The 14268-nt window shown below is 45.7% G+C and carries 11 protein-coding genes; 7 read left to right on the forward strand and 4 right to left on the reverse strand.

Translation table 11 applies throughout. From position 1 onward, the window contains the following. Positions 1-2: 2 nt before the first annotated feature. On the forward strand, positions 3-2408 hold the full coding sequence (locus tag FC34_RS06815) for a YhgE/Pip domain-containing protein (protein ID WP_057894667.1): 2406 nt from the start codon (positions 3-5) through the stop codon (positions 2406-2408). Positions 2409-2511: 103 nt separating this feature from the next. After that, complete coding sequence (locus FC34_RS06820) at positions 2512-3528, forward strand: linear amide C-N hydrolase (protein WP_057894668.1); 1017 nt, start codon at positions 2512-2514, stop codon at positions 3526-3528. Positions 3529-3567: 39 nt separating this feature from the next. On the opposite strand, the gene FC34_RS06825 is transcribed toward FC34_RS06820, so the two are convergent. The 4 genes from FC34_RS06825 to FC34_RS09770 form a co-directional block, all read right to left on the reverse strand. After that, positions 3568-4203, reverse strand: coding sequence for a DUF1648 domain-containing protein (locus tag FC34_RS06825; protein WP_057894669.1), 636 nt, complete (start codon positions 4201-4203; stop codon positions 3568-3570). Further along, positions 4196-4468 (reverse strand): autorepressor SdpR family transcription factor, encoded by a 273-nt coding sequence (locus FC34_RS06830; RefSeq protein ID WP_057894670.1) that lies wholly within the window; start codon positions 4466-4468, stop codon positions 4196-4198. Before FC34_RS06830 ends, FC34_RS06825 begins: the two co-directional genes overlap by 8 nt. Before the next feature lie 145 nt (positions 4469-4613). Further along, positions 4614-5444, reverse strand: a complete 831-nt coding sequence (locus tag FC34_RS06835) for a hypothetical protein (RefSeq protein ID WP_057894671.1) — start codon at positions 5442-5444, stop codon at positions 4614-4616. 101 nt (positions 5445-5545) lie between these two features. Then, positions 5546-5695 carry a hypothetical protein gene (locus FC34_RS09770; RefSeq protein WP_169790025.1) on the reverse strand — a complete coding sequence of 50 codons (150 nt, stop codon included), beginning with the start codon at positions 5693-5695 and terminating at the stop codon, positions 5546-5548. 216 nt (positions 5696-5911) lie between these two features. Between FC34_RS09770 and FC34_RS06840 the strand changes: the two genes are divergently transcribed. From FC34_RS06840 to FC34_RS06860, 5 genes are all read left to right on the forward strand, one after another. Next, entirely contained in the window at positions 5912-8284 is a 2373-nt protein-coding gene (locus FC34_RS06840; RefSeq protein WP_057894672.1) for a phosphoketolase family protein, read from the forward strand. A gap of 349 nt (positions 8285-8633) precedes the next feature. After that, positions 8634-9407 carry a DUF6612 family protein gene (locus FC34_RS06845; protein WP_057894673.1) on the forward strand — a complete coding sequence of 258 codons (774 nt, stop codon included), beginning with the start codon at positions 8634-8636 and terminating at the stop codon, positions 9405-9407. 393 nt (positions 9408-9800) lie between these two features. Further along, positions 9801-11231, forward strand: coding sequence for a helix-turn-helix domain-containing protein (locus FC34_RS06850; RefSeq protein ID WP_057894674.1), 1431 nt, complete (start codon positions 9801-9803; stop codon positions 11229-11231). Next, positions 11203-11475 (forward strand): hypothetical protein, encoded by a 273-nt coding sequence (locus tag FC34_RS06855; RefSeq protein WP_057894675.1) that lies wholly within the window; start codon positions 11203-11205, stop codon positions 11473-11475. The genes FC34_RS06850 and FC34_RS06855 overlap by 29 nt, the downstream gene beginning before the upstream one ends. 189 nt (positions 11476-11664) lie before the next feature. Next, positions 11665-14244: a BspA family leucine-rich repeat surface protein gene (locus FC34_RS06860; protein WP_057894676.1), complete on the forward strand. Its 2580-nt coding sequence runs from the start codon at positions 11665-11667 to the stop codon at positions 14242-14244. The last annotated feature ends 24 nt before the right edge of the window (positions 14245-14268 follow it).

A 14268-nucleotide genomic window follows, 5' to 3' on the forward strand; every position in this document is an offset into this window, starting at 1 on the left:
CAATGCTAAAAGACGAATTTAAGTTCATCGGCAAGAACCGCATGATTTTACTATCAGTGTTGGTCATCATGCTGATTCCATTTCTTTACTCCATCTTCTTCTTAAAGTCCGTTTGGGATCCTTATGGGGATACCAAGGACTTGCCTGTCGCAGTCGTTAACCAAGATAAGGCTGTGGACTATCAAGGTAAAACCATCGCCGTTGGGGACGAAATGGTTAAGACATTGAAGAAGGACGATCAACTTGGCTGGCGCTTTGTTTCAGCAGCTCAAGCCAAAAAAGGGATGAAGGATAACAAGTACTACACGGTTATTACGATTCCTTCCAACTTCTCGGCTAACGCCGCAACAGTTTTAAAAGATAAACCCAAGAAGATGAACTTAACTTATGAAACCAACGACTCCTTGAACTACTTGAGCCAAGTTATTAGTGGCGTTGGGGTTGATAAGTTAAATTCTGAAATCCGGGCCAAGGTGACTAATGTTTATGCCAGCGCCTTATTCAGCCAAATGAAATTGGTTGGTAAGGGCATGACCAAGGCTGCTGACGGCGCGACCCAACTGGGTGACGGCCTCGTGACCTTGGACAATGGGTTAAACAAGTACACCGTTGGGGTTTCTCAAGTGAATGATGGTTTGCAAACCATGAAGGTTCAAGTGAGCCCATTGTCATCTGGTGTTCAACAACTCGCCACCGGTGCGAGCCAATTGGATACTGGCTTAGGCCAATTGAATGGCAAGGTTGCACCATTAGCAAGTGGTGTAAGCCGCTTGAACGGTGGGGCTTCTCAAGTTTCTAATGGGTTAAGCGTTCTGTATGGTAAGACTGGCGAGCTTCAAAAGGGTGCAAGTCAATTGGCTACCGGATCAACCTCACTTGTTGGTGGACTAACCACCTATACCGCAGGTGTTGGTAGCTTAGCTAAGGGCATTAATGAAATGGCAGCGCAAGCGCCAGAGCTGACAAAAGGTGTCAATGATTTGAATAGTGGTGCCGCAGGACTGGCAAATGGTGTGGCTTCAATGCAGAGCAAGGTTAGTGAAGGTAATCAACAAAGTGCACAAGCATTGCAAGCTGCGCTCCAAGAGACGGCAGGACAAATGTCGAATGATGCCGATAAAGCTGCTGTGGCTGCCTTAGGCCAGAAAATTAATGCCATTGTCGGTGCCAGTTCCACAAGCGTTTCTGATGGTTTGTCGTCAATCGCTTCTGGTGCTAACCAACTTTCGGCTGGAACTGCTCAATTAGCTAATTCTACGGGCGCCTTGGTTGCAGGTATCAATAAACTTAATACCGGCAGCACGCAACTCAATGCCAATAGCGCTGCAATTGTGGCTGGTGCCAAAGAATTAGAAGCTGGGACTGCAAAGCTCAATGGACAAGTACCTGCTTTAGTCACTGGCGTTTCTCAATTGAACTCAGGTGCCGCTCAAGTAAGTACCGGCTTAACCACATTAAATGGTCAAATTCCTGCCTTAACATCTGGTGTTGGCCAATTGGCAACCGGTGCAACACAATTGGATAACGGTCTTGGCCAGTTGAATGGTCAGATCCCAACCTTGATGAGTGGTGTTAACCAGTTGGCCAGTGGGGCATCAGAATTGAACGGTAATAGCGGTCAATTAACTGATGGCGCAAGCAAGTTACAAACTGGTTCCAAGAGCTTGGCAACGCAATTAGGTTCTGGTGCTAAGCAAATCAATGGCATTAAGACAACCAGCGCAACATCTGATATGTTCGCTGCACCAACGAAAGTGACCCACAAGAACTATTCATATGTTCCTAACTACGGGCATGCTTTAGCACCTTATGTGCTTTCCTTAGCACTTTACGTTGGGGCCTTGGTCTTCAACTTCGCTTACCCAATCCGTAAGGTTTCAAAGGCCGACGGTACTGCAACACAATGGTTTGTTTCTAAGGCTGTGCTTGGCGGCGTTGTCGCTGTCGGGGCCGCAGTTGTCGAAGCAACCTTGATGATGGTTGGTGGCTTAACAGTTGCTCATGTTGGGCAGTACTACTTGTTCGCCATTCTGTTTGCCCTAGCGTCAATGTACCTGGTGATGTTCTTGTCAATGTTACTCGACAACCCAGGTCGTTTCATCGCGATGGTCTTACTGATGTTGCAATTAGGTGGTTCCGGTGGGACCTTCCCAATGGAAATTACCAATGGCTTCTATAATGCCATTCACCCATTCCTGCCAATGACGTACTCAATCTTAGGTTTCCGGAATGCTTTGACTGGCGGAATTGCTTCAGGTACAACCACTGGTGCGGTTTGGTTCTTAATCTTGGTCAGTGGCGTCAGCTTACTCCTGTTATGGTTAAGCATGATTTTCTTACAACGTCGTCATCTGATGGGAATTTCCCAACTTGATAACAACCAAGAACTCCAAGCAGTTGAAAAGTAAAATCGCAGCATAAAAATTAATGGCGCGAATCCAGTCAAATGGGTTCGCGCCATTTTTTATGAAGGTGTAGTATGACTTTAATTGAATGAAAGAAGGCATTGTGATGTGTACAGGAATTAGATTGTCATCTACTGATGGGAAGGTCTTCTGGGGACGGACCATGGATCTGGCCGCGGGCATGTTTGGTGAAGATGGGAACCCGATGCCATCGTGCGTCGTGGCGTATCCGCAAGGGATTCAGATCAAAAGCGTCCTGAACAGCTGGCAATCCAAATACGCCGTTGTTGGTGTTGGTGGCAAGGGCACGCATATTTTATACGATGGCGTGAATGAAGCAGGTCTGGCTGGCGATATTCAGGTCTTAATGGAATGCACCCGGGCCAGCCAAGAATCCATCGCTGCGCGCGGCTTGACCCCTGTGATTGGCGAAGAATTCGTGACCTATGTCTTGAGTCAGTATGCGTCCGTTGCGGAAATCCGCGCCGATTATCAAAAGTTCGCCCTCTTGGACCAACCGTTAGAAGTGAATGGTGGGAAGTATTCAATTCCAGCGCACTACACGTTTGTCGATGAAACTGGCGACAGCATTGTCCTTGAACCCGTTAATGATGGGGCGTTTAAGCTATATGACAATATTGGCGTTGTCACCAATAGTCCGGAGTATGGTTGGCAGACCACCAACTTACGCAACTATATGGGGATGACCGACCAAAATATTACGGCCGATCAAGAGTGGAATCCTAACTTGACGTTGCACCCAATCGAAGGTGGGACCGGTTATGGGCTGTATGGCTTACCCGGCGACTTCACGTCCGTCTCGCGGTTTACGCGCGCTGCGGTGATCGCCAATCATATGGACACTTTCACCGCCGACCAAGGTCTGAATCAACTGTATGCTGCGTTTCGGTCAGTGATTATTCCCCGCGGGTTAGAACATGCCAATCCACAGTCTCCATTGACTGATTACACCCGCTATTGGGTAGGCTATGATTTAAGCCAACGCACATTGGTCATGCAGACGGGCAATGGGTTAGCTTTCAATGAAAAAGCCATTGATCAGACAATCTCTGACGTGACTTACTTTGATGTTGACAATAGTAATGCCGTGCACGCTTTATAAAAATAGCCCTCAGCGCATTTTTGCACTGAGGGTTATTTTTTATTGCGTCTTAATGGCAATGCGGACACTGTAGAGCAGAATACCAAACAGCCAAATGAGGAAGATGCCCAAGAAAATCACTGAAATTATTGGGGAGAAGAACAAGCTGAGTAACACAAGCAGTCCCCCGCCAACAAAGCTATACCCCAGTACCCGGTTCAGCCGGCGCCAGACGGCCTGATTCTTGATGCGTGGCCAGTGCGCGTTCATTAAGCCGCTGTCGGCTGGGATAGTTGGCAGGTAATTGCCCATGCTGAGAAAGATCAAGCCAATGATGAATAAGGCAATGCGACGAATGTCCATCGCTTGGCCGAGGCTGAAGCGAATCATGGTGATGTATAATACCACAGTCAAAATGGGGATGATGCTATAGACGACCCGTTCAAACCGAGGGGCAGGCGCTTGACCTTTTGACCGGAGACTAGTGATGCCAACGGCGAACCATTGTAACAGCAGCATCATGATTGGAATGCCAAAGACAACGATGGGTTTAGCTGCCCATTGATCTGGTTGGTTCATATAATTAAAGTGAATGACCATGCGATCGGGGAGTGCTTGATACTCGCTGAGTCCATAGATGATTGGTGCGAGAATGATGAGACTGCTGATGATTAATGTTTTCCAAGTTTTATTCATGATTGTCACCTCCGAGACTGTAAATCCAACTAAGGACTTCTTCAAACACACTGGCATTGAGATCATAGTAGATGAAATTCTTATCCCGCCGCTCGCTAATCAGACCGGCCTGTTTCAAAAGCTTCAAGTGATATGAGATGGTCGCTTGCTGCAGGTCAAACTGTGCGGCCAACTCACCGGCAGAATAGCTGCGCGTCCGCAGCAATTCCAAGATACGCCGGCGAATTGGGTCGGCAATGGCTTTTAAGGTTTGGTTCATTGCCATGACAACACCTCCTAATTAGATATCTTTCTAAATAGATTATAACCTGTTCTCGGCCAAATAGCCAAACTATTTAGACTTTTTTCTAAATAGGCCGAATAAAAATCACCTCATCCTCAGGCGGACCCCCCAATGAGGTGATAATTAATTACTGTTCCAAGAGGACGTGATTTTGGCGAGGCGAATAAACGCCGCCGGCTTGGACATACCAGAAATAATTCTGATCAGGTGTCCGGTAAATCCAGATTTCATCACTGAGCTTCTCTGATTTCAATTGTGCAAAGGTATAGCCATCAGCTTTGCCGTTATAAACGGATTGGAAATAAGGCTTCATAATCGCGTTGGCCTGGGCCAGGGTTAACGGTTTGTCACTGTCATCGCTGCTAGCGGCACTTTGATCATTGCTAGCACTGGTGGCATCGTTGCTTGACGCCGCGGCGGTTTGTTGGTGACTTGCTGAGGATGCTGCTTGGCTACTACTGCTGGATGTAGGTGCAGTTTCTTGGACGATCGTTGTCTTCTTCACAGCTTTTCGCCAAGCAGACTTGGTGAAGTGTTTGTCGACATACGTGGCCAGTTTCTTGATTGTGATGGCGCCTACTTGGGCGTTATCCGAACAGAGCGTGATTTTTGTTTTCGCTGGGGTGTATCCAATGATGACGTTGTTGGTCATCGCGACTTGATACTGAATCGGATCGTCACCTGCAGCTTTGTGGATGACGAGTGACGTATGGATTTCCCGCTGCATCTCTTGCCAAGCCGATGTTTTGAAGGTACCGGCTCCGTAATATATCGCGGCTGTCACTTGAGACTGTTCATTAGTCTGCAGCGTTTTGGCAGTCACAACAGTCGGGGCTTTCTTCACGACCACTGAGCTCGAAGAAGACGAAGTATGCGTGGGGGCAGCCTGTTTAGGCTGACAGCCACCGAGAAAAAGTATCACAGATAAACCCAAAATTGCCCGAATCTGATTTTTCATTTTAATAACCTCCCAGTTATCTCACAATAACAATTGTATAATTTTGAGCAAAAAAATCAAAATCGGGCCAAAAAAATAGCGCTCGCGTGAGCGCCGTAGAATTAGAATAATAGCTTTTTATCGATACTGACCGCGCCAAGCATTAATGCAATCACGATTAGCGCGGGTAGCCAAGCACCAAATCCTGTAAGAAACAGTGCACCCAAAAAACCAAACCCAGTCAGTAACCAATCAAACTTTGACAATTTCATCACAATCATCTCCAACATCGATTCTACCCGCTTTTGAGACAAAAGGCCAAGTGATTGAGGCTTTATTTTCGTTAAATTATGGGGATCGCGTTATACTGACATCTGTAAGCGGTGTCCCTTATTTAAGTGTTTTTCAGTTTTTTTAAGTAAAGTTAAGCGAAAAACACTTAGATGTGGTATACTGTGCTCATCAAACCAGAAAAGGTAGGGATATTCATGACAACAGCTGTTGATTACTCTTCACAAGAATATTTCGATAAAATGACCGCTTATTGGCGGGCAGCGAACTATATTTCTGTGGGTCAATTGTATTTGCTTGATAACCCATTGTTGAAGCGGCCATTGAAGGATACTGATGTGAAGTATCACCCAATTGGTCACTGGGGGACAATTGCAGGTCAGAACTTTATTTACACGCATTTAAACCGTGTCATTAATAAGTATGATTTGAACATGTTCTATATTGAAGGACCAGGTCATGGTGGCCAAGTCATGGTATCTAACTCATACCTTGATGGCACCTATTCCGATATTTATCCTCGCATTAGCCAGGATGAAGAAGGGATGAAGCATCTCTTTAAGCAATTTAGTTTCCCAGGTGGGGTGGCTTCTCACGCGAGTGCCCAAACACCAGGTTCAATCCATGAAGGTGGCGAACTGGGTTACGCTTTGAGTCATGCGACCGGGGCTATTCTCGATAATCCTGACGTTATTGCAGCCGTGGTTACTGGTGACGGTGAAACCGAAACTGGCCCATTAGCAGCAAGCTGGTTCTCAAATACGTTTATTAACCCAATTCATGATGGGGCGATTTTACCAATCGTGCACATGAACGGGTTTAAGATTTCTAACCCAACAATCCTGTCTCGGAAGTCTGACGAAGACTTAACCAAGTACTTTGAAGGTCTTGGCTGGGACCCATACTTTGTTGAAGGTGACGACGCTGACAAGTTGAACCCAGTGATGGCGAAGACTTTGGACACTGCCATCGAGAAGATTAAGGCCATTCAAAAGCATGCGCGCGAAACTGGCGACGAGACCATGCCACACTGGCCAGTCATCATTGTCCGTACACCAAAGGGCTGGACTGGTCCTAAGACATGGGACGGCGAACCAATTGAAGGTTCATTCCGTGCCCACCAAATTCCAATTCCTGTTGATTCAGGCGACATGCAACACGCCGATGACTTAGTTTCATGGTTGAAGTCTTATAAACCTGAAGAACTCTTTGATGAAAACGGCAAGTTGATTCCTGAATTAGCCGCCTTACCACCAAAGGGTGACAAGCGCATGGCCGCCAACCCAATTACCAACGGTGGGATTGATCCTAAGCCATTAGTGCTCCCAGACTACACCAAGTATGCTCTGGACAATACGGAACATGGGAAGCAAGTTAAGCAAGATATGATTATCTGGTCTGACTACTTGCGCGACTTAATTAAGTTGAACCCAACAAACTTCCGGATCTTTGGCCCTGATGAAACTATGTCTAACCGGTTATACAGCTTGTTTGAAGTGACAAACCGGCAATGGATGGAACCAATTCACGAACCTGCTGACCAATACTTGGCACCAAGTGGCCGGATTATTGATTCACAATTATCTGAACATCAATCTGAAGGCTTTAACGAAGGTTATACCTTGACTGGTCGTCACGGTCTGTTCACCAGTTATGAAGCCTTCTTGCGGGTCGTGGATTCTATGATTACGCAACACTTCAAGTGGATTCGTAAGGCGAGTGAAGAACCATGGCACAAGGCTTACCCTAGCTTGAATGTGGTTTCAACTTCAACCAGTTTCCAACAAGATCACAACGGATACACGCACCAAGATCCAGGTATCTTGACTCACGTGGCTGAGAAAAAGGCTGAATTCATTCGTGAATATCTGCCTGCTGATGCGAACTCATTGTTGGCCGTATCACCATTACTCTTCGGCTCACAAAACACAGTTAATATCTTGATTTCTTCTAAGCAACCACGGCCTCAGTTCTACAGCATCGAAGAAGCTACTGTTCTGGCTCAAAATGGTTTGAAGCGCATTGATTGGGCTTCTAACGATGATGGGGTTGAACCTGACTTAGTGATGGCTGCTGCTGGGACAGAACCTAATATGGAAAGTCTGGCTGCCATCAACTTGCTTCACGATGCCTTCCCAGAACTGAAGATTCGGTTCATTAACGTTGTTGACCTCTTGAAGTTGCGGAGCCCTGAAATTGACCCTCGTGGGTTCAGTGAAGACGAATTTGACCAAATCTTTACTAAAGACAAGCCAATTCTCTTTGCTTACCATGGTTTCGAAGGTCTCATTCGTGACATCTGGTTCACTCGTCACAACCACAACATCATGATTCATGGTTACCGTGAAGAAGGGGACATTACGACCCCATTCGACATGCGGGTTGTTAACGAACTTGATCGTTATCACTTGGCTAAGGACGCCATTAGTCATGTTCCTGGCTATGAACAAAAAGCTGCTGCCTTCATCCAGAAGATGGACGATACCCTCCAATATCACCACGATTACATTCGTGAACATGGGGAAGATATTCCTGAAGTTCTCGATTGGGTATGGAAGCCAATTAAGTAAACATTCTAAATTTTAAAACACCTGACCCAGTAACAACTGGGTCAGGTGTTTTTGCGTCCTTTCGTAACGCCAGTTTCGTTATGAAAATCTTACCAATGCCTTGGCTACATCGATTTATCAACTTAAGTTGGCTCATTCGTTCTCGATTCCATGAGTGGAATTCTTGTCCTTCCAGATCACGGTAGAAATGGTAATGATTATAATAATGCAATCTTATTTATCTTTTTTGGAAAAGGACTATTAAACCATCAAAAATAGTAAATAATATTGAGATGGCTTCTTTTTATGCTGGCTGCAGTCTTGGCAAAGGCATAATAATAGGCGTAAAAACAGAATAGGAGATTCAACGATGAAAAAGTGGGTTATTTCAAGTGTCATAGGTTTAGCTGTCTTGATGACGGCATGTGGGAAAACAACAAGTACTTCCAGTAAGGCCAAGGTAAGCAACGAACCTTCTGCTACCAAATTGCTGAAACAGACAGAAGATGCCCAGACAAAAAAGGCTAATGTTCACATGGTCTATAATTCAAAGGTGTCTTCTTCAGAAGCGGGCGCCGTAAAGATTGGGATGGTTTCTGATATCAATTTCAAACCTGCGGCCTCGTTGAGTGCTTTCAGCATGAAGGATGGTAAAGATTTAACGGCGTATAAAATATATGTAGCGGGGAAAAAAGTCTATGTCGCTGAAGATGACGAGTGGTACGACGCCTCGACATCAAGTAGTGCAGCTAAAACTTTTTCGAATATGGCGAATATTGGGAAAACCAATGCAATGCAGAACTTATCACAAAAGATTCTTAAGCGGGCACAAGTCACAAGCGACACCAATAATTATAATATCAAGATTGATCTGACTGATTCAGAAGCTAATGAGGCCGTTAAAGCAGGCGCAAATCTGGCTGCGGCCGACCTGCCGAATGTCCAGTTATCAAAGCTGAGCGTCAGTCAGTTGACCTATGCCTATCAGATTGACAAGAAGAGCAAACTTCCTAAGAAGCTTACCGTGACAGGTGTTGAGAAATATAAAGACGGCAGCGATGTCGAGAAATTGAAGGAAACAATTTCAGTTATTTATTCTAAGTGGGGCCAAAGTCCCGCTCTCGAACCAAAACTTGCTGATTAAATTAGCTCTTGACGCGTGAGGCACTTGGACTCTCAACCTTTGGGTCAAAAGTGTGCTGTTGGTCAAGGCATCTTCCCAGTGGCAGCTATGCGGAATCTCAGATTGGCTACTGTAATCGATACTAATCTGAGTTTAAAGTTATGAAACGATATATCATTTTATGTGACCTAGGGTTGGACCGCAAAATCTATCTACATCAGTGAATAAATGATGTGGGTAGATTTTTTTGTCAGATTTTGACTAATTTATGAGCTTGATTGTGAAAATTATTACTTTTACATAAATAAATATTTTTCATTTTGATAAATTCAACATTCTTTTTTTTGAATATTAAGCACGGTTCCACTAATTCGGAGTATTTCATTGATAAAGTATCATCGGAGGGGAAGGCCGATGTTTATTGAACAAGTAATTTTCTCACACAAAGAAATACTCAAAATAGATGTTTATCTACAAATGATTGAGATGGGGGAACATCTTGATATCTCCGTTGTCGCGCGGCAGCTTGGAGAAGCCTATCAACCAATTTACAAGATATACCGAGAGATTTTGCTGGATATCGATCGGATTCAATCCGAATCCGGACACATTCCGGATGTTGTGACTTACAAACAGTGGCTATATACACACAATTTAGTTTATTTATATTTCAAGCAATCATTCACGAATACTGAGTTTCAACTGGAACAGTTTCTAAAGCACGCTGATATCAGTTACTCGACGTTAAGAAGACATCTTAAACCATTGATGGATTTAATCGATAATTTTGGCTTGTCATTACGGATAACGACTGGCCAAATCCAAGGATGTGAGATGAACGCTCAAATTCTTTACAATCTGCTTTTTTATCTCATTCCAAATCTTGATGGGCCCATGATGAGTCCGAGTTTTATCAATGCATGGCTGGCTCAAATTCTTGCACATCCTGCCGATGAAATCGCTGCTAATCATGAAATTGAAAATTATCGGCTAGCGCTAAAAATTATGCTTCATCGATCCCAGCAGGGAATGATTGGCAAGATACCTGTCGCGGTTCAGGTAAAAACAACCTCTTTCACAATTCAGCTAGCGGAGACGTTGAACATTCCGTTAGCACAGGCAGACCGTTTGTATGCGGAGTCTGAACAAATGCTGCTATTATCGCCTTTTTTTATTTTACAGTCATATGCCATTAATCCACAGCGCGTCCAAACACGAGAACGCCAAGCCGGGCATACGTTGTACCTATCAGGAGAATCGATTGATGCCCGCAGTTGGCGGATGGAACGAGGCCTGCATTTATTATTTCAAAGTTGCCTTAACTTCATCGTTTTAAATCGAGAATTGCCCTTTTTGTCCGAGTTTTACAACTTTGCGACTTTAGATACCACACCGATTTCACGACCAGACCTGCGGAATTCTTTTATTCTCAATCTTAGACCGAGATTAGACGCAGTTGGGCGATATCAAGACGTAGCTCGGTTGAAACGATTGATTGATGAAGTTTTCGCAGTCTTTCAAGGTAAGGCGCTACGTATGTCTGTGCTGCTATTGCCTGGAGTTCCGGAATCGGTCTTTCATAAGCTAGTGCAAGAGCTCGGTAATGTCGTGGATGTGCGATATTTAAATCCCTTTGACCGCAATCCGGCCAATGTACCGGGAGTTTTGTCTGTCATTGTTTATAATCAACGAACGCCTTTAGTCGATCAGCTGGAGCAAAGCGGGTTTATGACGAGTGTTTGGATGTATGAAATTAGCGACTATCAGAATTTTCAGCGTTTAGTACAAGCAGGGCTAACGCAGAGAGGAGCAAACAATGCGTCGACACCTCCAAATCGTTATTAATCACCAATATGAGTATCCAGCATTAGATTCGGCTGCGATGCGCTTAGCTGTTGCTTGGGCGCTAGATTTAAAGGCCAGAGGATTTATGAACGATATGGTTGTTGAGATGAGTTTCTTCGAATACCTCGCTCCCACCATTAAAGATACAGACCACTGGGAAACTGACGTTGTTCGGGCCAAACGAGACCTGCGCAGCCTTTTTCATCAGTTAGAAATTCTCGAGGGTTTGTCCACCTTTGATTAGTTCTGATTTGTTTTTCTGCATCGAAATTGGCGCGGATGGTTACAGAAACTCATGTGGTTAAGCTTTTAAGGTGGGAGTCCGGCAGTTATAAATTGATCTATATGAAATTGATGCGTGCTAGGGAACTGGGTGCGCTAGTCTACAGGGTGCAAGGCAATATTCAAAGAATTTTATTTGGAGGGAAAATTAATGCCGACAAACCATTACAAAATGTATAAAAGCAAGAAGAAATGGGTCGTAGGAACTGTTGTGGGTCTAGTAGGCGTATTTGTAGGCTTACAGATAACCCAAAGCCCAGAGGTCTATGCTGCGGATTTGACAACAACCCCTGCAGCCTCAACAGTGTCTCAACCGAACACACCCGCGGCAGATGTTGAGACGAGCAAAGCAACGACAGTACCCACCGCTCAAACCAATCTTCAAGGGGAGAGTCAGTCCGTCCAGCCAGCGACGCAAACAACCAATGTGACACCCCAGCCACAGGCTGCTACTGTATCGCCTGCTGCTACCACCGGGCAAGTGCTCACTGGCACAAACGGGACAGTGAAGTGGGATTATGATGTCGACTCGGGGACCATGACGCTTCATGCTGGCACGCTGGCCTCGACAGCTCGCGACCCCCATCGATTTTTCTCGGGCGGGATTGCAACTTGGGCACCTGGCAATGACAATCCACAATACACGCCATCTGTGTCGTTATTTGCGAATAATCTGTCAAAGATTGTCATCGACGGCCCTGTGGTTGCTAATAGTATCTCGTCACTTTTGTTCAGCGATCTTAGTGCCTTAACCGAGATTGACAATATTCAAAACCTAGATACATCACAAGTGACGAAAATGGCCAGCATGTTTGCCATGACAAAAAGCCCCGCCAAGAATAAACTGCTGACCCTCGACTTAAGCAGTTGGAACACTGCGAATGTAACTGATATGAGTGGGCTCTTTCAAGACCGTAGCGCCATGCAATCAGTGAATTTAACCAATTGGAATACAAGTCAGGTCACGACGTTAGCGAGTGCATTCTCAAATTTCGGTGGGCAAAATGGCCTCGGTAAGGCTACAATCACTGGTATTGAGAATTTTGATACCAGTCAAGTACAGTCCTTGAGTAGAACTTTTGCCAGTTCGAGCCTGAATTCACTAGACTTAAGTCACTGGAACACAGGTAGCGTTACCGCAATGGACAGAACGTTTGGGGACATGTACAACCTCACAAACTTAAGTCTTGAGGGCTGGAACACGAGTCAGGTCACGACGATGGCCGCGATGTTTATTAGCGACTCGAAGCTGAAGCATCTTGACGACGTGGCTAGTTTTGACGTTGGCCAAGTCGTAGATATGTCCTCGATGTTTGCCCAAATGTATCAGAACTATGGTCAGGCTGATAAAGGTGGCTTGCGAAATATCGACCTCAGTCGGTGGAAAGTGCGCCAGGACCAGCTGCCAAAGACGACGGATATGTTTTCACGTGATTCCCAATTGTGGGAGATTAAGCTCGGCCCAGGGATAGTTTTTGCCCAGGATCCAAGTATCCCAGTGCCAAAGAATGGGGGCCGAATGCCCTATTTGGACACTGATCCTGATGCCAACGATAGCACATACCCTCAGATAATTACTGCCGCCGAATCGACTTGGCAAGCGGTTGATTCTGGTCAGCCACTCGCACCAAATGGGAGTCGTTATACGCCAGGCAATTTGGCAGCCTTATATAAGACAATTGGTGGTCCAACTGAGACGTTTGTTTGGTCTCAAAATTTCAAGATCCCGTTTTCTGTTACATTCGTTGATGATGATGCTCAAGGTAGTGTGGTCGAATCTGCGCAGAATCAAAACACCCAAGTTTGGAATGATTCTTCGTGGGCAGACTGGCCTTTATCAATCCCGAGTCGATATACTTTCGTGCCTAATCAACCGAATCTGATCATTGATGAGGCTGATGGCACCACTGCCACTTTCAAAGCCATTGATCATATCACAACTGCCAACAACACATGGGTCATTCATCTTAAACATAGGACGACGACTGTGGACCCTGGTACAGAGATTGATCCTGGTAGTCCAGTTGATCCTGGTGGTGTCGTGTCGCCTAAATGGCCGACTGATCCAACAGCTCTCGTTACGAGTAAAACTGTTCAGCGCACAATTCACTATGTTAAGGCTGAGGGTGGACAGGCTTTTGCCGATGAGGTACAAGAAGTGCAATTCAAGCGTTCCGCAACGCTTGATTGGGTCACCGGTGCTGTGACGTTCGGCGATTGGATTATGCAGGGGGATGCGCTAACCTTCCCAGCCGTCGATTCCCCGGCTTTATCAGGCTATACACCGGATTTAACTGCGGTGCCTGAGAGTGCGCCAGTGACAGCAGACACGCCAGATAGCGAACAAACCGTCACCTACACGGCAGTACCGGTTGTGACGCCGCCAACAGATCCGACACCAACAGATCCGGTATTACCAATTGATCCAACACCAACCGACCCAGTTTCACCAGTTGACCCAACACCGACTAATCCGGGTCAGCCCAACGAACCAAGTGACCCGACAACACCGCATCAGCCTAATCCGAGCTTGCCGAATACGCACACGCCAATTGGGCCTAATACACCTGGCTTGCATCATACAGGTCAGGCCACGGTTCATGAACTGACAAGCACAGAATCTCTTCCGCAAATGGGAGATGAACAGAACACTATTCTAGCCGCTTTAGGACTGGGCGTGACGAGTTTGTTCAGTTTGTTAGGTCTGGCCAGTCGCAAACGACGGTCATAAGTTATCAATCTATGGAGTGTTTTA

The sequence above is a fragment of the Lacticaseibacillus brantae DSM 23927 genome, assembly GCF_001436115.1.
GTDB classification, from domain to species: Bacteria; Bacillota; Bacilli; order Lactobacillales; family Lactobacillaceae; genus Lacticaseibacillus; species Lacticaseibacillus brantae.